Source organism: Xenorhabdus santafensis (assembly GCF_033949405.1).
Lineage (GTDB): Bacteria > Pseudomonadota > Gammaproteobacteria > Enterobacterales > Enterobacteriaceae > Xenorhabdus > Xenorhabdus santafensis.
The window spans coordinates 48,378-68,711 of sequence record NZ_VCDN01000046.1; the positions used below are offsets into that span (position 1 = coordinate 48,378).

Genomic DNA, 20,334 nt, shown 5'->3' on the forward strand with positions numbered 1-20,334 from the left:
AATTATGAAAAAACATGTGGTGGTTATTGGTGCCGGTGTGATTGGGTTAAGCACAGCATATGCTTTAATTAAAGCGGGCCAAATCGTCACTCTGTTAGAATCTGAATCAGAAGTTGGGATGCAAACCAGCTTTGCTAATGGTGGGCAGCTGAGTTATCGCTATGTTACCCCTCTTGCGGATGCAGGAGTGCCATTGCAGGGTTTGCTCTGGATGGGAAAAGATGATTCGCCGCTGAACTTAAATATTCAATTTTCTTTACACCAGTGGTCTTGGTTAGCGCAATTTACTTTGGCCTGTAATCGAAAAACCAATAAGGTTAATGGAGCTCACTTACTGCGGCTTTCTTTATTAAGTCAAAAAATCATGGAAACATGGCGTACGAATGGTGATATTGATGACTTTTTATGGGAAAAATCAGGGAAGTTAGTGATTCATCGCGATAAAAAAAGTTTTCAAAAAGCGAGTGAAACGGTCGACGGTCAATTTCAGCAAATTTTGAACGCACAAGAAACGGTTTCTTTAGAACCTTCATTAAAAAATATTCAATCACAGTTAGTTGGTGCCATTTATTCACCAGACGATGAAAATGCGGACTGCTATTTATTTTGCAAAAGGCTGCTGCAATATTTATTGACACAATCGAAATTTAATTTACGTTTACAACATTCAGCTAAATCATTTATTAAAAAAAATAATCGCATTATTGGGGTTGCCACTCACCAGGGAACCATTTTTGCCGATGATGTTATCATTTGTGCCGGTAATAAAAGTAGAGAACTATTACAGACATTGGGTATAAATGTGCCTATTTTGGGACTGAAGGGTTATAGCTTAAGCGTACCTTATCCACAAAAATCACAGAATTTACCGAAAATAAATGTCACCGATTATGGCAATAAAATTGTTTATGCTAAGTTAGGTCAACAATTACGTATCGCCGCAATGGTTGATATTGGTTATGATAAATTAGGGGTACGTAATAACAGAATAACGGCACTAAAAAATATTATTCAGAAAACGTTTCCAGAACTCCCGAATATGGATGATGCAGAAACATGGAGCGGCTTACGTCCATCAACACCAAAAGGCCTACCAATTTTAGGTAAAGCAGATTATGCCAATTTGTGGTTAAATATTGGGCATGGGAGTTTAGGCTTCACATTAGCCGCAGGAAGTGCTGCAATTCTTAGCCAATTAATTACAGAACAGACTTCACCGATTTCTTTAGCTGGATTAACAAGGTAAGCCATAATGATAAAACGAAATAACCCCAAACCACGTTTAGCTGACAGTGTTGAATATGCCGGATTAATCTACCTATCAGGCCAAATCCCAAATGATTTTTCAGGTGATATTACCCAACAGACCCAAGAAGTGCTCGCGAAAATCGATGCGTTGCTAGCCGCTGGAAATAGCAATAAAACACGCATTCTTTCTGCCCAAGTTTGGCTCAAAGACATAAAGCGTGATTTTGAAGCATTTAATGAAGTCTGGGTGTCTTGGATGCCGACTGAAAATAGTCCTGCTCGCGCAGCCGTTGAAGCCAATATGGCACGCGAACAGGTATTGGTCGAAATTATGGTAACGGCCGCGCAACTTTAAATATTGGCAATTTGACAAAGAAGTGGGGCTGATTAAATTCACCCTTGCGTTATTTGGTTTTTAAGAACTGCACCCCGTTTGTCTCATTTTTCGGGGGCAGTTCACTCAGTCTATTTTCTGTAACTGTTTTATTGAGTTATGTTGTATGGGCCGCTTTTTTAAGCCGGTTACTCTGCATACATAAATAACTTAAGGTGTTCGAATAAGATATTAAACCCAATAATAATTAATATTATTCCACCTGCCAATTCTGCTTTTTTGCCCAAAAGAGGGCCAATGTAACGACCAATCAGCATTCCCAATGTGGCCATAATTGTCGTCATCAGGCCAATTGCCATTGCAGTGTGCACAATATTGACTTGCAGGAAGGCTAAACTGACTCCCATGACCATTGCATCGAGGCTGGTGGCGATGGCTGTGAAGATTAATGTCATTGAACTATGACGCTGAGATGTGTTTTTGGGAGTAGATTCAGATTCTTGCCTGAAACTTTCAAAGATCATTCTGGAACCAAGAATGAGCAGCAGTGAGAAGGCTACCCAGTGATCCCATTCCATAATGTATTGGCTGGCATAGAGACCCAATGACCATCCAATTAAAGGTGTGACGGCTTCCACTGAGCCAAAAATAATGCCTGTACGAATGGCTTCACGGAAACGGGGACGTTTAAGGGCGGCTCCTTTCCCTATCGCTGCGGCAAATGCATCCATGGAAAGTGCGAGTGAAAGAATTAGCATGGTGTAAAAATTCATTAAAACGGCCTCGGTTGGGGAATTCCATACACACACAACTCACCCCCAACCTAACGGTGTTGTTATGTGCCTATGGTCTTGCCAACCGAGCGGAGTCTATCTATTTGTTATTGCTTAAATTATTTAGACTTAGCATATGACAAATATATTTGAGACTCTTCAGGCATTCGTACCACGTTTTATTTTAAACGAGTATGTTGATACGAATTTTCCAGATATTTTCCAGAACAGGCTACTCCCCAATGACTGAAGCGGACAATATCATATTCAGAATAAAAGGCAAAAAATATTTCCCCCTTTATTTTACAATATTTCGGTAATGATTATCATTATTATTTTCTTACGAGAAATTGATAAATTTTTTCTAAATCATCTAAGTTTGTCACTGAGATATATATTTTATTCTGTCCTAATTCCATCATAAGAATGCCATCTTCAGAGAGATTCATTGATTTAATATCGTCATAAGAAAAAAACCGATTGGAATAATAAAAGCCTGATTGTTTGAATATTAATTTGGGGGAGCGAATATAACCCAGATATAATGTTATTAAGATGATAAATGACAATAAATATGTGGTGAACTGGCTGCCATGTGACGAAATATTATTATAAATAACAATTGCAATCAAAATGATGAATATTATGGCATCAATGCGCTGCTTTCTTTTTAATTTTATGTTTAATAGCGTTTTTCCCTTGAGCCGGGCGGTGATAAATTCATCATAAATTGAAAAAGCGAGCATTAACGCAATCAAAATCAGCAAGAGGGCATCATTCAGGCTCATTTGTCATTCCTATTTCTCACAGTGCATAGACATTTTATCTTGTTTTATAATAAAGAAATGGGGAAGCAAAACCTCCCCATTTCTTAAAACGATGTAGAAAAACTGGTTTTAGCCAAGGAAACCAAAGCGGAAACCGACGATCCCTAAAATGAAGAATCCAACGATTATCCATAGCGGGTTAACTTTTTTCCGCAATAGCCACATACAGCCAAATGTGAGCAACAATGGCATTAAACCGGGCATTAACTGATCCAGAATAGTCTGGACGGTCGTCACCTTAACGACACCCGTGGTTGGGTCCGGCACTTCAGAAACAACCAGCGGAATATTGACTTTTGTCCATTTATTCACCAGTGCACCCATGACAAATAAGCCGAGGATCGAGGCTCCTTCTGTCATTTTTTGCAGGAAACCGCCACCCATATCCTTAACGATATCCAGACCTTTTTTATAGCCATAGGTGACACCAAAGTAACGGGTGATCAACCGCACCAGATTGAACAGAACGAAAAACAGGATAGGCCCAAGCATGCTGCCGCTCATGGCAATTCCGGCGCCAAGGGCGGCAAATACCGGACGAACCGTTCCCCAGAAAATGGGGTCGCCGACACCGGCCAGAGGCCCCATTAAACCAACTTTGATACCGTTGATGGCACCGTCATCAATGTCAGCGCCGTTGGCACGTTGCTCTTCCATCGCCATCGTGACACCAAGAATGGGCGCGGCAACATATGGGTGAGTGTTGAAGAATTCCATGTGGCGTTTGATAGCCTGCTTTCTTTCTTCTGAATTTTCAGGATATAAGCGGCGGATAGCCGGAACCATTGAAAAACAGAAGCCGAGAGCCTGCATACGTTCAAAGTTCCATGAACCCTGAAATAAGTTAGAGCGGAGGACAACACCACGAATATCACTTTTTGTCAGTTTTTTCTGACCTATATTTGTTGTCTCTGACATGTTGTTTATCCTCTTAATCTAATTCGTTATCAAGGTCGTTTGAGGTATTGCCGGCAGAGGCGGCAGCCTGAGATTGGTTGTATTTAGGGCTAAGCTGGATATACAGGATAGCCATGACTACACCAATGACACCTAATGCAACAAGGTTGAAATCAGTAAAGGCAGCGGTAACGAAGCCAAGGTAGAAGAATGGCATCAGGTAACCGGCACGCATCATGTTAATTACCATTGCATAACCAACAACCACAATCATGCCACCTGCAATATTCAATCCGCTGGTCACGACTTGTGGGATGGAATTCAACATGTGCTGAACTTCAGATGTTCCGACTGATATAGCGACAACCAGGGCAGGGATAGCGATTCGCATCGCCTGTAACATCAACGCTGAAATATGAAGCACAGTAATTGCACGAAGATTGCCGTTTTCTGCCGCCTTATCACCAGCATGCTGGAAACCAACGGTCAGGGTACGAACGATAATGGTCAACACCTGTCCAGCGGCAGCCAGAGGAATGGCCAACGCAATCCCTGCACCCACATCTTGCCCGCCGGCAATAACCAGAATGGTTGAAATAATGGAGGCCAGTGCCGCATCGGGAGCGACTGCCGCACCGATGTTCATCCATCCAAGCGCGATCATTTCCAACGTACCACCGATGATGATACCGGTTTTCATATCACCAAGAACCAAGCCAACTAATGTACAGGCAACCAAGGGGCGGTGAAATTGAAACTCATCGAGAATAGAACCCATACCTGCAATACAGGCAACGATGAATATCAACACAAGTTGAACAACGGTAATTTCCATTGTTTTTCTCCTATAACCAAATGTAATTTGGTAAGAATTTTGTTATTGAGTAATGGTTAATAAAATGACATCTGTTTTTGTTTTTTAAGCTTTTTTGAGCAGATCCATCATATTCAAGCGAGTATCGCTGGCGACTTTGCGAGCTTCCAATTCGATGCCACGGGCGTTCAGTTTTTCAAAGGCGTCAATATCATCTTTGTCAACGGAAATGGCATTGTTGATTTGGGTTCTTCCCTGACGGAAAGCCATGCCACCGATATTGATAGACTCCAGTGTGACCCCGCCTTCTACAATGCGCAGTACATCGGTTGGATTTGTGAACAGTAACATGACGCGTTCACCCGCATATTTAGGGTTGTTGTAAACGCGAACACATTTTGCAACATCAATAACGTGTGCACTGACTCCCGGAGGAGCGACTTGTTTCAATAGAGTAGAGCGCACAGTATCTTGGGCAACTTCATCACTGACCACAATAATGCGTTTGACGTTAGTTTCTTTAGTCCAGCGGGTAGCGACTTGACCGTGAATGAGACGATCGTCAATTCGTGCAAGGGCTATTTTCATGTGGCCGCCCTCGGTAGGGGCAGAAACAGGTGCAACAGTAGGTGTTGCAGGTTTGGTTGGTTCAGGTTTTGCCGGTTCTTCAGCTGATTCTGTTTTCAGGGCGCGGATCCCTTCTTTACCCGTTTCCAATGCGACTGCAACCAACTCTTCCATGGATGGGTCGTCATCACGGCACATAAAGGCTTCGACCAACATCGGAATGTTAACACCGGTGATAATTTCGTAATTATCTTTATCAACCGCGATGCGGTTTGCGGCATTGAACGGGCTGCCGCCCCAAGTATCGACAAAAAACAAAACTCCTTGCGTTGTATCAAGCGATTCCAGTTTTTTGTTGTACTTATCAAATAACGTATCAGCATTTTCACCGGGTACGAAGTCGATATAGGAAACGTTTTCTTGTTCACCAATCAACATCTCCGTGGTATGAAGCAATTGCTCTGCCGCGGACCCATGTGTGCCAATCATAATGGCTATACTCACTTATTTTCCCCTTCTGTAACAATTGAACTCAGATTTACAGCAAGCTCACACGCAATATTTCTAATGTATGACAACTTCTATCAATAACAATTGCTTTCTATCAATAATCATTGATAGTTGAATAGATAAAATTGCATCAATAATCTATCTCAATATTTCATTTCTCATGGAGTTATATTTCGTTACATAAGAAAATATGTCGTTAGATTATCATTTGATGCTTTTAAGAAAATTGCTATCAGTCAGAAAAATTAAGATAGGCTATTTTTATAGCTCAAAAAGAGATTTTATACTTTCTATATGGAATTTAATGAAATTATATATCGTTTATTCGATTTGTTTGGATGTTAGTTCTGTTTCCGGTAACATTTTATTAATCTTTGCGTAAAATTTTTGCGATGTTTTTATGTCAAAATGTAAAATAAACTACTTTAGTGATCCGTTTCAGCTAAAAAAATATCCCTGCCAAATGACAGGGATATGATTTTATATAAGCACTGAATTTAGTAAGAAATAGGTAGAAAAATGACTCATTGTTATATGAATGAGCGATTATACATTAATCACACTGAACTTTTATTGCCAAACCACCGCGTGAAGTTTCACGGTATTTTGCGTTCATGTCTTTACCTGTCTCGTACATAGTTTCAATAACTTTATCGAGTGAAACACGTGGCTCGCTGGTACGGCGCAATGCCATGCGAGCTGCGTTGATTGCTTTGACAGATGCAATCGCGTTGCGCTCAATACATGGAACCTGCACCTGGCCTGCCACTGGGTCACAGGTCAGGCCGAGGTTATGTTCCATGCCAATTTCTGCTGCTATACAAACCTGCTCTGGGCTTGCGCCAAGTAATTCAGCAAGGCCGGCTGCTGCCATTGAACAGGCAACTCCCACTTCACCCTGACAACCTACTTCGGCACCAGATATAGATGCATTCATTTTGTACAGAATACCGACAGCACCAGAAGCCAGGAAATAACGGGTATACAGTTCTGGGGTGACCGGCTCAATGCAGTGGTTGTAATAAGCCAATACAGCCGGCACGATGCCACATGCGCCGTTGGTTGGAGCTGTTACAACCCGACCGCCTGCGGCATTTTCTTCATTAACAGCCAATGCAAACATATTGACCAGATCAACAACATTCATTGGGTCATTGGACAGACTATTGGATGAGGTCAACATGCGGTGCAGCGCTGCCGCACGGCGAGGAACACGCAATGGCCCCGGCAAGACACCTTCTGTATTCAGACCACGGTCAATACAGGCTTGCATGGTTGACCAGACATCTTCGAAATACGCAGCAATTTCGTCTTGGCTGTGTAAATCCAATTCATTTTTCATCATCAAGCCAGAAACGGACAAGCCTGTTTTTTTACAGTTCATCAGCAGCTCGGAAGCAGAACTGTATGGATAAGAAACAGGTTTGGTGTCTTGAGATGGTTTGCCAAAATGTTCTTCATCAACAATAAAACCACCGCCGATAGAGTAGTAGGTTTTACTGTAAACTTTTTCGTCACCTGCAAACGCATGGATTTGCATGCCATTTTCGTGCAGTGACAGGTTATCGCTACGGAAGTTCATGCCTCCATCGCGAGGGAAATCGACTACGTGTAAACCATTTGCCAGAGGCAAACGTTGAGTATGCTCAACATCACGAATAAAACCTGGAATTGAATCAATATCAACAGTTGCTGGCATGTTACCTGCCAGACCCATGATGATAGCGATATCTGTATGGTGGCCTTTCCCGGTTAATGAAAGTGAGCCGTATACATCAACAGCTACACGCGTGATAGAGGACATTACTCCTTGGTGTACAAGATCATCGACAAATTGTTTGCCTGCTTTCATAGGGCCAACAGTATGAGAGCTGGATGGGCCAATACCCACCTTAAACATGTCGAAAACGCTAATCACGCCAGACTCCTTTAAGAAGAAAGAGATATAGTTATTTATATTAAAGCGCGCTACTTTACTGTTATTTAGTAGTGTTGATAAAGGAGTTTACAGTTTTTTTTTAATTATAATAGCAATTGATATGATTATGGATAAATAATATACAGATTTATCACATTTTATATCCGATTTAGCATATTTTTTGAACTTGTCGTGCTAGCTGGTAAATGATCCCAGCAGTCAATCCCCAAATCATCTGTTCCTGATACCAATAAAAGTAAACCCTGTGCGACCGTTCGCGGCGCTTTATATCCAAGTATCTGTAATGGGTAATAGAAAGCACATCAAATAACGGAACTTCAAACATGTTGGCGACTTCGGCTGGGTTTGTCCGCAAAGAGAGCGAAGGGGGGATCAAGCCGATGACAGGTGTAACGCGATAACCCCCGCTGCTATCCAAGGGAAGTAATTGCCCCAGTATTTGTACTTCATTTTGTGGAATATTGACTTCCTCTTCTGCCTCACGCAATGCTGTGATAATCAATGAAGGATCTTCAGGGTCTGCGGCTCCGCCCGGAAAGGCGATTTGGCCTGCATGGGAGCGGAGATTCTGGGAACGTTGAGTCAATAAAAGTGTTGGCTCTGGCTTGCATATAATCGGCAGCAATACTGCGGCATTACGCTGATTGCGCGCCAAATGTGCTGGCTGCGCAGGAAGTTGTAATTGAAACCGATGAATGAAGTCAGAAAGTGATGTCATGGTATATCAAGTTCCCCTAATTGCGGCAAAATCCGCCCTAACTTATCAAATGTTTCCTGATATTCTTTCTCAGCAATGCTATCTGCAACGATACCACCCCCAGCCCAACAGTAAATTTTTCCTTTTTCTGTCAGTAAGGTACGAATAGTGATATTGCTATCCATTGTACCGCAGAAACTGATATAGCCGATAGCACCACAATACCCATGTCTGCGATGTGGTTCCAATTCTTCAATGATTTCCATGGCCCTGATTTTAGGCGCGCCAGTAATTGAGCCACCGGGAAAACAGGCACGTAGCAAATCCGTGGCGTGGTAGTCATCAGGCAAAGTTGCTGTAATGGTGCTGACCAAATGGTGTACGGCGGGAAAAGGTTCCACGACAAATAATTCAGGAACTTTGACGGAACCGGGTTTAGCAACTCGGCCGATATCATTTCTTAACAAATCAACAATCATTAAGTTTTCAGCGCGGTCTTTCCGGGAACTGGCTAATTTTTCCGCCTGTAATTGATCTTCTAAAGGATCTTGTCGGCGCGGCAATGTCCCCTTAATCGGACGAGTCTGGATTTGCTTATCTTCCAGCAAAATAAAGCGTTCAGGTGAAACACTGATAACACAATGCTCAGGTAAGCGAATAAAAGCAGAAAAGGGCGCCCGATTGCTTTCATTGAGTTGGATGAAGGCTTGCCATTCATCGCCTTGATAATTGGCCTGAAAACGTTGTGATAAATTGATTTGGTAGCAGTCCCCGCTTTGTAGATAGCGATGAATTTGAGCAATTTTTTCGTGATATTGATGCTCAGTCATATTTGATTTCCACTGATTGGTCAGGGAGAAATGGGACGCTTTATTTTGCGGCAATGATTCCAGCCACGCCAGCCTTTCATCGATATTTTGATAGCTCAGCAAAGTCGCTTTTTGTTGCTGGTGATCAACAATCACGCCCCAATCGTAGACGCCGATGGCCATATCAGGAAAATCCAGCTCATTTACTGCAAGGGTCGGTAATTTTTCAACGCGGCGGCCAAGGTCGTACCCCCATATTCCCAGAGCCCCTCCTTGAAAAGGCAAATCAGGATCAAATGCTGGGGAGATATCACAGGCACTTAGATAGTCTTTTAACAAAAGAAAAGGGTCTTCTTGAGAAACAGCAGTTTCATCCCCCGAATGGATTTCAGTTGTTTCTCCTCGGGTAACCAGTGTTGCTATCGGTTCAGCGACAAAAATATCAAATCGATTGTGCGGGTGTTCGGCTGTTCCTGAGTGTAGCAGCATCGCCCAAGGAGAAGCGGATAATGGGGCGAAATAATTAATCGCAAGGTCAGGAGAATATGGTAGTTGTTTTTTTTGTAATGCAGTATTCATGATGGAATTAGTGTCAGCGTTTGGCAACCTTAGTCAATATTTTTATAGGTCATTAGCACGTAATGAGAAGTCGTGTATTAACCTAGGGAGATTAGCAGAGAATCTCGCTCCTGACTTTAGGTAAAAAAGGCTATAATCTCCGTCTGCTATTAAATTGCTATGTTTGAGGTTATCGCCATGTTTTCAGGTATGCCAGCATTATCCCATAAAGAGCAGCAAGTTGCTGTAGAGAGAATCCATCAACTTATTTCTGAAGGAATGGGAAGTGGAGAGGCCATTGCCATCGTTGCTCAGGAGTTGCGCGAAAAACATAAGGATAATGAGCACATTCATGTTTTATTTGAAGATGATGAATAATAAACGCAACGTATTTTTAACAAAAATCACATAATTACTTTCTATGACATGTTAATTTGTCTCAACTTTTAATCCATAGAGTTTGGATGGTAATAGGAGGTAACTGTATGAAGGTGGCTCAATTTATTCATCGAATTGGTTTGGTAGGCGCAGGGATTCTGTTTTCTGTCTCATTTACTGCGGCAGCCGCCGAAAATGAAAGAGTGGCAAAGTTTGTTTCTTGTGGAAATTTGACTAAAGAGCAAGTTGCCGCACAGGTTAAGCAAGACTTTTTACAAAATCGCATAACTCATTGGAATACTGACAGAAAGCAATTAGGTACCTCAAAACCAATTGCATGGGTAAATGTCAACGATATTACTGGTGATGAAAACGCATTGCAGATCCCACTTATCGTCCGGGGTTCCAAAAAAGACAAAAGTTATAGTGTTAAGGTCGATTGTAAAAAAGAAACAATTAGTTATAGTGAAGTGAAGTAAATAGCTTGTCATACTATTTTTAAATATGAGCGGGATACTGGAATGTATCCCGTCTTGTTTAAACAGTGAGAGGGCTTTATGACGGAACTACGGAAACTATATCCCGCTTATGGCGCGTATCGAACAGGGTATTTAGATACAGGAGATGGACACCAGATTTATTGGGAATTGTGTGGTAATCCGAAAGGCAAGCCCGCAGTATTTCTCCACGGAGGCCCCGGTGGCGGTATTTCAAGTTATCATCGGCAATTATTCGATCCTGAACATTATCACATTATGTTGTTTGATCAGCGGGGCTGTGGCCGTTCTAAGCCTCACGCCAGTCTGGATAACAACACAACCTGGCATTTAGTCGATGACATTGAACGGTTGCGGAACTTGATGGGGGTTGAGAAGTGGCTGGTTTTTGGTGGTTCGTGGGGCTCTACGCTGTCCTTGGCTTATGCTGAAAAACATCCAGAACGTGTTTCAGAATTAGTGCTGAGGGGCATTTTTCTATTCCGTCCACAAGAGTTGCATTGGTATTTTCAGGAAGGGGCATCCCGTTTTTTCCCTGAAAAATGGGAGCGTACACTATCCATCTTAACCGAAGAAGAACGCACAGATGTGATAGCGTCTTACCATAAGAAGCTGACAAGTGATGATATGCAGGTACAGTTGGAAGCGGCGCGTTTATGGAGCCTCTGGGAAGGCGAAACGGTAACGTTGCTGCCTTCTGAACATGCCGACTCATTTACAGAAGATATGTTTGCTTTGGCATTTGCACGCATTGAAAATCATTATTTTATTAATAACGGTTTCATGGATGAAAACCAACAATTGTTGGACAATATTGAGGTCATCCGCCATATCCCCACCATAATTATACATGGGCGCTATGATATGGCGTGTCAGGTACAAAATGCATGGGAACTTGCAAAAGCATTGCCGGAAGCTGAATTGCACATTGTTGAAGGTGCAGGCCATTCATCTGACGAAGCTGGCATTTTGCATCAGTTAATTAAGGCAACGGATAAATTTATTGGTAAATAGTTGAGATAACCACCCAATTTGCGGTGGTTATTTTTCATTTCATGCCATTTTAAACCCGTCGTAATCTTCTATTTGCATACTTCTTAGCGACTTCTTGGCTCATAAGGCAAACGTGACATTAACCTCGATTGTTGACGGTAGTAATGCAAGCGCTGCTGGAAGTACTCTCTCAGATGCGGTAATTGCGATTTCTCAACAGCATCGGGAATAACTGGCATGTTATAGCGTTCTTTAAAAGCAACGCCGGACGCTGCTAAATCAACATTGATTTTATCCATTTCATCTTTAGGTAATTCGGCTAAGTTATATCCCATGGTAATTCTCTTTGCAAACTGATCTCTTGACAGTGAAAACTAATCAACTATCTTTTTTTTAGCAAGTAGTTTAAAGCGTTTTAAAAGAAATGATGAAAATAAATAATATCCATTCTCATTTTTATTAAAGAATTTATTTTTTAAGTAGAAACTTAATTAAATAAAATTGATTCTTATTTCGTTATATTTAATGATATTTATTCTTATTTGATATGGTCTTAATATATTGATTTTAAATAAATTATTTTATTTAATTTTATTTTTGTCTTATGGGTTTTTAATTGGCATAATATCTAAAACCTTAATGAATTATCGGGAGGAACGGCTAATGTTAAAACAAGAAATGATTAAAAAATTAAATGAGCAATTGAATCTGGAATTCTACTCTGCGAATTTATATCTGCAAATGAGTGCATGGTGCAGTGACAAAGGGTATGAAGGTGCAGCAGCTTTTTTAAAAGCGCATTCTCAAGAAGAAATGCAGCACATGCATCGCTTATTTGATTATTTGGGTGACACTGGCTCAATGCCTATACTGGGTGCAATTCAAGCTCCTCCTGTTGAATTCAATTCTATTGCTGATGTGTTCAATCAAACTTATGAACATGAAAAATTGATCACAGAAGAGATCAATAAGCTGGCTCATGTTGCAATGATGACGCAGGATTACTCTACGTTTAATTTCTTGCAATGGTATGTTGCTGAGCAGCACGAAGAAGAAAAATTGTTTAAATCCATTCTGGATAAACTGGATATGGTGGGCGAAAGCGGTAAGGCTCTCTTCTTGCTTGATAAAGATTTGAAAAATTTATCTACAGCACCTACATATGCCGGACAATGATAAAAAATTAAGCTAATTTGAACGGTTTCTCAGCGTAATTCTTGTTTTTTCGCTCATTGTTGAAGCAAGAATTACGGTTCTTTTCATTTTCCCCCTCATTTTTGCGTAGTGCTTCACAGGTCAAGACATTGTCCATCAATGAACGCAGATTAAACTGATTTTTTGATATAGAATCCCTGCTTAAGTGTAAGAAATACATCTACATATTAAAGGGTTATCTATTATGTCTATTCTCAACATCCGTTCATCTTGGGCCAAATTGTCCGCTTTGGTGGTTTTGTTTGTCGGCATGTCTTGTCAGCAAGCTCTGGCTCATGCTCATTTGAAAGATCAAACTCCGGCGGAAAACACGACGGTTGAAGCTGCTCCACAAGCTATAACTCTGAGCTTTTCAGAGCGCATTGAGCTGGGATTCAGCAAGGTAAAATTGATTGGCCCAGAAAAAGCAGTGGTTAAAACAGGTAAATTGGAACTGGATCCGGAAACCAAAACCAAATTAATTCTGCCAGTTGAAGGTAAACTTACTGCGGGTGAATATAGCGTCGATTGGAGTGTGCTCTCAGTCGATGGTCATAAAACAAAAGGTGTTTATAGCTTTATTGTAAAATAATGATCTCTCTAGAGGCGTTATACGTATTTTGCCGTTTTTCTCATTTTATTGTTGCTATGCTGATGTTTGGCCTCAGCTTATTTAGTGTCATGCTAGTTTCAGGCCCTTTTGCGACTTTGATGAGAGAACGGCTAAAAACTGGAATTTTGATCAGCACGGTATTGGCTCTGATAACCTCAGTGGTGTGGTTTGTTACCCAAGCTGGGTTAATGGGGGATGGCTGGCATGATGTTTATATGCCGGAAATCTGGTTAGCCGTGTTGAGCACCTCGTTCGGAAAAGTTTGGCAATGGCAATTGTTGGTTGCAATACTTGCTGTTGGCGGATTGTATCTTTCCAATGCAAACCTCAGGAATATCCTATTACTGGGTTGTTCGGCCATTTTATTGTCCAGCCATGCATTTATTGGTCATGCAGCCATGTATGAGGGCAACATAGGGCTATTACTTCAAGCAAGTCAGGTGATTCATTTATTGAGTGCAGGGTATTGGTTTGGTGGGTTATGGCCGTTTTTGTTGTGCCTGCAATTCTTGCGTTTGAAAAAGATACCAACTGAAGTTGCTTGCAATACAGTCGATCAAAATACAGTTGACCTATACTCAGACAGCATCTCAGCGATGAAAAAATTTTCCCTTTACGGCCATTTTGCTGTTTTTTTGGTGATAGCAACAGGCATTATGAGCAGTGTCATCTTAATTCCGGGTTGGCCTACATTCAGTCGTTCCTTGTCTGAGTATCAATCAATGCTATGGCTTAAGATAGTTTTAGTCGCGGGTATGGTACTTTTGGCATTGATTAATCGTTACATCCTAGTCCCTAAGCTCAGGCAGAAAGGAAGCTATCAATTGTTAATAATCAACAGTTGGCTGGAGATCCTCTTAGGAACATGTGCATTATTATGTGTAGCGATTTTTGCTATGCAACCTCCTGCATGATCCCTGTATGATTAGCATGAACCTGACTATTTATCCTAATGGGTATCAAATCACAGCCAATAAGGCTGTGATTTGTAAAATATATCAGCGATAAAATTAACGATAGATCATAAGATGTGACTATTTGGGAAATAATAATGAAACGAGTTATTTGGGCTTTACCTTTTTTTCTGCTTTCCTTTCAGGGAGTAGCAGCACCAATACAAACGGTCAGTAAGCTACAATTTGGCAAAGAATGGGCATTTACCCGTGAGGAAGTTATGCTTGATTGCCGTATGGGTGGAGCGTTGTTTGTAATAAATCCCAGCACCTTGATGCAGTATCCGTTGAATGAGCGGGCAACACAACTGATGAAATCTAATAAAGTTATTGCGACTTCATTAGATACGATCCTCCTTGACGATCCGGCACAACCGAATAAAAAGATGAGCATTGAACCGTTTCAGAAAGCCGCATCGGCTTTATGCGACCATTCAGATAATCAAAAGTAGTGACAAATCAATGCAGTTAACATAATTGGTGGTCGGGTTTATCTGACAGTAATGAAAACGCCTGGAAGTATAAATTTGGTAAATAATGGCCTGTCAACTACTCTTTAAGTGGTAAGTTGTCCTACGTCTCAATGGAAACTTTTAGCACAAGGCTCTCCTAAGAGGGCCAATTTTCCCTAGGCCGAGTAGAGGAATAGACTCGGCCTCTTTTTATTTATCGTGAGGAACGAATATTTTTGCTCTCTTTTCAATAAATTATCTTGTTTTCTTCTATATATAATGAACAAGAGAGGATAAAAACCGTTGTTCGGGCGTAGCTTGACAAGTTATTTTTTTATAAAAAGAACATGAACAAGGGCACGGTAATGACTGCAAGTTAGATTGGGTTTTAACATAAGCTGTGATATCTCCCTGAATTTTATAAGCGAATACTGGTAAAAATAATTAAAGAAAATTTAAATTAAGGGAAGCAGACGTTATCTTGAAATAATTTACATTATGACAACAAATTGTTTTTCATAAATAGTTTGGGGAAAATGTCTAAAAAGCTAATGTCTGACAAGCTTTGATGTAAAAAATATGTTTTTATTTTGTTAAGATTAAATTTGTGTCATAGGGGTATATGGATAAGAGCGAATTTTATCAAGAGCTAGCTGATGGCATGATGGCTCTGCTGTCAGGTGAGTACGATCTCATCGCTTCTCTTGCCAATGCAAGTGCATTGTTATATGAACGTTTGGATGGTGTTAATTGGGTTGGATTTTATTTAGTAGATGGTGATACCCTAATTTTGGGGCCATTTCAGGGTAAAATCGCCTGTGTTCGTATTCCTGTCGGAAAAGGTGTCTGTGGAACGGCTGTTGCAACTAATACAATACAACGTATTTCAGATGTGCACGCTTTTCCCGGTCATATCGCTTGTGATGCTTCCAGTAATGCAGAAATTGTTCTTCCTTTGGAAATCAATGGAAAGATTATTGGTGTTTTAGATATTGATAGCACGATTTTCGATCGGTTTGATATGAGTGATGAAAAAGGCTTAAAAGCGCTAGTTATCAGGCTTTGTGAACATTTAAGGCAATGTGTAGTGTCAAAATATCTACAACAGAATGTAACTTAACATACGTATAACGTGGCATTTATCAGTAACGCTATTATAATGTCGCCTGTTCATGCCTGCGCTGGTTGGCAAAACCGTTGTAATCAGGAAATTTCATGGAAAATCAACCTAAGTTGAACAGTAGTAAAGAAGTCATTGCTTTCTTGGCTGAGCGTTTCCCGCTTTGTTTTGTAGCAGAAGGTGAAGCACGTCCTTTGAAGATTGGTATCTTCCAGGATATCGTTGAACGTATTCAGGGCGAAGAGTGTTTAAGTAAAACACAACTTCGTTCTGCCTTGCGCTTGTATACATCCAGTTGGCGTTACCTCTATGGTGTAAAAGAGGGCGCTCAGCGTGTTGACCTTGACGGTAATATATGTGGTGAGTTGGAAATAGAACATATTGAACATGCCCGTCAGCAATTAGTTGAAGCTAAAGCGCGAGTTCAAACTCAGCGAGCTGAACAGCGTGCCAAGAAACGTGAAACCGAAAACGTATCAGACAAAAAAAGTGAACGCCCTGTGAGTAAAAAGCCGGCTCCTCGCCGTCAAAAAACAGGTGATGGTGCAAAACGCCCAGAACGTTCGCAAAATCGTCTGCAACAATCGCGTAAACCAGCAGAGAAAACTACACGGCCTGAATTAACTTCAGTTACCGACGTCTCTTCTTTGAAAGTCGGCCAGACAATCAAAGTAAATGTAGGAAAAAGCATAATGGATGCATCTGTGCTTGAAATTGCAAAAGATGGTGTAAGAGTGCAGTTACCTACTGGTTTGGCAATGATTGTACGCGCAGAACACTTAAAGTTCTGATACGGAGGCCAACTCGGGCATGAACAAACTCATTATTTTGGCTTTCGTTTTAGGTCTATCGTTTTCTGGTGCAGGATATGCTGATACCAGTAATGGTAACGGGGCTGGCAACAACAATGCTAATGCTAACAATGTAACCAGCAACGATGTTACCAATAACAATGCTACCAACAATACCGTTACTAATAATAAGGCTGCCAATGGCAATGCCGCTAATGGTCATAAAACTGTTGTAGTCAGTTTGAATCAGCTGCCTGATTTAAAACCGGAGCTACAACATCCAACAGTCAGTAAGCGAATAGTTTCTCGCTTTCTTCGTTCCCATTATCGCCAATTTTATTTGGATGCAGATTTTTCAGGAAAGATTTTTGATCGTTACCTGAATTTATTGGATTATGGGCACAATGTTTTTCTGGCATCAGATATCGCACAATTTGCGAACCAAAAGGGCGCATTAGGGAAAGAGCTTGAAAACGGTGACTTAAAGCTACCTTATGCCTTGTTTAATTTGATGCAAAAGCGTCGTTTTGAGCGCTACCAATATGTTCTTTCTCGTTTAGAGCGGCCAATTGATCTTAATGGCAATGGTACGATTGAAACAGAACGTTCCAAGGCTCCGTGGCCAACGAGTGTTGAAGAATTGGATAAACTTTGGGATGCCAAAATTAAATCTGATTGGATAAACCTCAAACTATCTGGCAAAAGCGATAAAGAAATCAAAGAAACTCTGGTTAAGCGTTATCGGATGTTATTGAAACGCCTCACTCAGACCAAGAGTGAAGATGTTTTCCAAACAGTGATGATGGCTTTTGCTCGTGAAATAGACCCACATACCAGCTATCTTTCTCCTCGTGATACAGAACAGTTTAATTCAGAAATGAGCTTGTCTCTTGAAGGCATTGGTGCTGTTTTACAATACGAGGATGAATATATTGTCATTCGCTCACTCGTTGCTGGAGGGCCTGCGGCTAAAAGCAACTTACTGAAAGTGGGGGATAAAATCATAGGTGTTGGACAAATTGGTAAACCTATTGTGGATGTTGTTGGATGGCGTCTGGAAGATGTTGTTGCATTAATCAAAGGGCCAAAAGGAAGTAAAGTCCGCCTTGAGATCATCCCAAGTGCAAAAGGTACCAAGAATCACATCATTACTCTCACTCGTGAGAATATTCGCCTCGAAGACAATGCAGTTAAGATGTCGGTGAAAACTGTTGGCAAAGAAAAAGTCGGTGTCCTTGATATACCGAGCTTTTATGTTGGTTTGACTAATGATGTAAAAGTACAGTTACAGAAACTCACTAAACAGGGCGTTTCCGCGATCGTGATTGATTTGCGCAGTAATGGTGGCGGAGCATTAACAGAGGCTGTATCGCTTTCTGGTTTGTTCATTCCTACAGGCCCAGTTGTTCAAATCCGGGATAATACAGGTCGGATTAAAGAAGATTCGGATACTGATGAAGCGGTCTATTATAAAGGCCCTTTGGTTGTCTTGGTTGATGATAGAAGCGCTTCAGCGTCTGAAATTTTTGCTGCTGCGATGCAAGATTATGGACGAGGGTTAATTGTTGGGGAACCTACTTTTGGTAAAGGTACAGTTCAGCAATATCGTCCTTTGAATCGTATCTATGACCAAATGTTAAAGCCTGATTGGCCGGAAATTGGCTCTGTGCAATATACTATTCAGAAGTTTTACCGGGTAAATGGTGGCAGTACCCAGCTTAAGGGAGTTACACCTGATATCGTTATGCCGACAGGGGAAGATCCTTCTGAAACAGGTGAAAGCCAAGAAGACAATGCATTACCGTGGGATAGTATCCCACCTGCAAGCTATAGTTCTTCAAAGGTAATTTCAACTTTGGTTCCATTACTGACTAAGTTGCATAATCAACGTATTGCCAGTGATCCTGAGTTTAAATATATCAAACAAGACATGGTGTATTACAAAACCATAAAGGATCGTAAGGGTGTTTATTCCTTAAATTATGCTGAAAGAGAAAAAGAAAATAAGGAATATGAAGCAATTAAGCTGAATCGCATTAATGAACGATTTAAACGGGAAGGGAAAAAGCCACTTAAGTCGCTTGAAGACTTACCAAAAGACTATAAAGGGCCGGATCCTTACTTGGATGAATCAGTAAAAATTGCTCTGGATTTGTCACATCAGCCTGCTGAAATTGCTGTAACGAAGTAGTTTGTAGGCTCGTTATTAGAAGGCCGGCTTGATAGCTGGCCTTTTTTTATCACATTGTAAAGTTGTGTTGATTGTATCGCTTAACATCTTAAAAAACTTGAATAATATAGGTTCAGCCCCCATTTTATGGTTCAGTTCTTAGTTGAATGGTTTGATTATTAGAGGAAGCAAATTTATATGATGAGAATAGCCTTGTTCCTTCTCACTAACCTTGCTGTCATGGTTGTGTTTGGGATAATACTTTCACTTACAGGGGTTCAGCGAAGCAGTGTTGCAGGCCTCATGATTATGGCTGGTCTGTTTGGTTTTGGTGGAGCATTCATTTCTTTGTTAATGTCGAAATGGATGGCTTTACGTTCTGTTGGTGGGCAAGTTATCGAAAAACCTTCCAATGAAACCGAAGCCTGGTTGATGGAAACAGTGCGCCGCCAGTCCGAGCAGGTTGGCATTACTATGCCGCAAGTGGCTATCTATGACGCTCTTGATATCAATGCGTTTGCGACAGGAGCCCGTCGAAATGCTTCTTTGGTCGCAGTCAGTACAGGGTTGCTGAACAACATGAGCCGTGATGAAGCTGAGGCCGTCATTGCTCATGAAATTAGTCACATTGCTAATGGCGATATGGTAACGATGACTCTTTTGCAGGGTATCGTGAATACATTTGTTATCTTTATTTCACGCATCATTGCGCAGGCAGCAGCAAGCTTTCTTTCCAGCAGTGATGATGAAAGTGAGAGCAGCAGCAATGGTAACCCTATCGTGTATATGGTGCTTTCCATGGTACTGGAACTTGTATTCGGTATTCTGGCAAGTATTATCACCATGTGGTTCTCCCGCTACCGTGAATTCCATGCCGATGCAGGGTCTGCAAAATTGGTTGGGCGTGAAAAGATGATTGCTGCATTACAGCGTCTTAAAACCAGCTATGAACCTCAGGAAGAGGGCAGTATGATGGCATTTTGTATCAATGGTAAGGGTAAGAGTTTCAGCGAGTTGTTCTTATCTCATCCGCCATTAGATAAGCGAATTGAAGCATTACGTAATAACGAATATGTAAAATAATATTTTAAGTTCCTTAATCAGGGAGCTTGAAAAAGTTAGCGAGAAGCCGGAACTCTTTTGGAGTTCCGGCTTCTTTTGGAGTATATGTTTAAACGATTTTGATTAACTGCTTTAAAT

General features: G+C 41.1%; 22 protein-coding genes and 1 riboswitch. Of the genes, 13 read left to right on the top strand and 9 right to left on the bottom strand.

Annotated features, from left to right (window positions below):
- Positions 1-4 precede the first annotated feature (4 nt).
- Positions 5-1,246 (top strand): D-amino acid dehydrogenase, encoded by a 1,242-nt coding sequence (locus tag FE392_RS12415; RefSeq protein WP_319930536.1) that lies wholly within the window; start codon positions 5-7, stop codon positions 1,244-1,246.
- Positions 1,247-1,249: 3 nt separating this feature from the next.
- Positions 1,250-1,603: a RidA family protein gene (locus tag FE392_RS12420; RefSeq protein ID WP_319930630.1), complete on the top strand. Its 354-nt coding sequence runs from the start codon at positions 1,250-1,252 to the stop codon at positions 1,601-1,603.
- 167 nt (positions 1,604-1,770) lie between these two features.
- Here the strand turns inward: FE392_RS12420 and mntP are convergent, their stop codons facing one another.
- The 8 genes from mntP to pabB all read right to left on the bottom strand — a co-directional run bounded on the left by mntP (position 1,771) and on the right by pabB (position 9,994).
- A complete protein-coding gene (gene mntP, locus FE392_RS12425) occupies positions 1,771-2,355 on the bottom strand; it encodes a manganese efflux pump MntP (protein WP_319930537.1) in 585 nt (194 codons plus the stop codon).
- 112 nt (positions 2,356-2,467) lie between these two features.
- Positions 2,468-2,610: riboswitch (yybP-ykoY riboswitch) on the bottom strand.
- Positions 2,611-2,687: 77 nt separating this feature from the next.
- The gene (locus FE392_RS12430; RefSeq protein ID WP_319930538.1) at positions 2,688-3,143 is read right to left on the bottom strand and encodes a DUF986 family protein; all 456 of its coding nucleotides are present in this window, start codon (positions 3,141-3,143) and stop codon (positions 2,688-2,690) included.
- Between the two features lie 108 nt (positions 3,144-3,251).
- Positions 3,252-4,100, bottom strand: a complete 849-nt coding sequence (locus FE392_RS12435; RefSeq protein ID WP_319930539.1) for a PTS mannose transporter subunit IID — start codon at positions 4,098-4,100, stop codon at positions 3,252-3,254.
- 13 nt (positions 4,101-4,113) lie between these two features.
- Positions 4,114-4,914: a PTS mannose/fructose/sorbose transporter subunit IIC gene (locus FE392_RS12440; protein ID WP_319930540.1), complete on the bottom strand. Its 801-nt coding sequence runs from the start codon at positions 4,912-4,914 to the stop codon at positions 4,114-4,116.
- A gap of 84 nt (positions 4,915-4,998) precedes the next feature.
- Positions 4,999-5,964 carry a PTS mannose transporter subunit IIAB gene (gene manX, locus FE392_RS12445; RefSeq protein WP_319930541.1) on the bottom strand — a complete coding sequence of 322 codons (966 nt, stop codon included), beginning with the start codon at positions 5,962-5,964 and terminating at the stop codon, positions 4,999-5,001.
- Positions 5,965-6,523: 559 nt separating this feature from the next.
- On the bottom strand, positions 6,524-7,888 hold the full coding sequence (locus FE392_RS12450) for an L-serine ammonia-lyase (protein ID WP_319930542.1): 1,365 nt from the start codon (positions 7,886-7,888) through the stop codon (positions 6,524-6,526).
- 169 nt (positions 7,889-8,057) lie between these two features.
- Positions 8,058-8,627: a CoA pyrophosphatase gene (locus FE392_RS12455; RefSeq protein ID WP_319930543.1), complete on the bottom strand. Its 570-nt coding sequence runs from the start codon at positions 8,625-8,627 to the stop codon at positions 8,058-8,060.
- Positions 8,624-9,994, bottom strand: a complete 1,371-nt coding sequence (gene pabB / locus FE392_RS12460; RefSeq protein WP_319930544.1) for an aminodeoxychorismate synthase component 1 — start codon at positions 9,992-9,994, stop codon at positions 8,624-8,626. Before pabB ends, FE392_RS12455 begins: the two co-directional genes overlap by 4 nt.
- Positions 9,995-10,171: 177 nt before the next feature.
- On the opposite strand from pabB, the gene FE392_RS12465 reads away from it, so the two are divergent.
- From FE392_RS12465 to pip, 3 genes are all read left to right on the top strand, one after another.
- Positions 10,172-10,351, top strand: a complete 180-nt coding sequence (locus FE392_RS12465; protein WP_092509303.1) for a YoaH family protein — start codon at positions 10,172-10,174, stop codon at positions 10,349-10,351.
- Between the two features lie 107 nt (positions 10,352-10,458).
- Positions 10,459-10,830 carry a protein YebF gene (gene yebF / locus FE392_RS12470; protein ID WP_319930545.1) on the top strand — a complete coding sequence of 124 codons (372 nt, stop codon included), beginning with the start codon at positions 10,459-10,461 and terminating at the stop codon, positions 10,828-10,830.
- Positions 10,831-10,908: 78 nt separating this feature from the next.
- Positions 10,909-11,862 (top strand): prolyl aminopeptidase, encoded by a 954-nt coding sequence (gene pip / locus FE392_RS12475; protein ID WP_319930546.1) that lies wholly within the window; start codon positions 10,909-10,911, stop codon positions 11,860-11,862.
- Positions 11,863-11,945: 83 nt separating this feature from the next.
- Here the strand turns inward: pip and FE392_RS12480 are convergent, their stop codons facing one another.
- The gene (locus FE392_RS12480) at positions 11,946-12,176 is read right to left on the bottom strand and encodes a DNA polymerase III subunit theta (RefSeq protein ID WP_319930547.1); all 231 of its coding nucleotides are present in this window, start codon (positions 12,174-12,176) and stop codon (positions 11,946-11,948) included.
- Positions 12,177-12,504: 328 nt separating this feature from the next.
- On the opposite strand from FE392_RS12480, the gene ftnA reads away from it, so the two are divergent.
- The 8 genes from ftnA to htpX all read left to right on the top strand — a co-directional run bounded on the left by ftnA (position 12,505) and on the right by htpX (position 20,217).
- A complete protein-coding gene (ftnA, locus tag FE392_RS12485) occupies positions 12,505-13,017 on the top strand; it encodes a non-heme ferritin (protein ID WP_319930548.1) in 513 nt (170 codons plus the stop codon).
- A gap of 223 nt (positions 13,018-13,240) precedes the next feature.
- Complete coding sequence (gene copC, locus FE392_RS12490) at positions 13,241-13,627, top strand: copper homeostasis periplasmic binding protein CopC (protein WP_319930549.1); 387 nt, start codon at positions 13,241-13,243, stop codon at positions 13,625-13,627.
- Positions 13,627-14,562, top strand: coding sequence for a copper homeostasis membrane protein CopD (gene copD / locus FE392_RS12495; RefSeq protein ID WP_319930550.1), 936 nt, complete (start codon positions 13,627-13,629; stop codon positions 14,560-14,562). Before copC ends, copD begins: the two co-directional genes overlap by 1 nt.
- 137 nt (positions 14,563-14,699) lie before the next feature.
- A complete protein-coding gene (locus FE392_RS12500) occupies positions 14,700-15,053 on the top strand; it encodes a YebY family protein (protein WP_319930551.1) in 354 nt (117 codons plus the stop codon).
- Between the two features lie 622 nt (positions 15,054-15,675).
- The gene (locus FE392_RS12505; RefSeq protein WP_319930552.1) at positions 15,676-16,173 is read left to right on the top strand and encodes a free L-methionine (R)-S-oxide reductase MsrC; all 498 of its coding nucleotides are present in this window, start codon (positions 15,676-15,678) and stop codon (positions 16,171-16,173) included.
- A 95-nt stretch (positions 16,174-16,268) separates the two neighbouring features.
- Positions 16,269-16,964, top strand: coding sequence for an RNA chaperone ProQ (proQ, locus tag FE392_RS12510; RefSeq protein WP_319930553.1), 696 nt, complete (start codon positions 16,269-16,271; stop codon positions 16,962-16,964).
- A gap of 19 nt (positions 16,965-16,983) precedes the next feature.
- Positions 16,984-19,155 (top strand): carboxy terminal-processing peptidase, encoded by a 2,172-nt coding sequence (gene prc / locus FE392_RS12515; protein ID WP_319930554.1) that lies wholly within the window; start codon positions 16,984-16,986, stop codon positions 19,153-19,155.
- Between the two features lie 177 nt (positions 19,156-19,332).
- Positions 19,333-20,217, top strand: coding sequence for a protease HtpX (gene htpX, locus FE392_RS12520; RefSeq protein WP_319930555.1), 885 nt, complete (start codon positions 19,333-19,335; stop codon positions 20,215-20,217).
- The last annotated feature ends 117 nt before the right edge of the window (positions 20,218-20,334 follow it).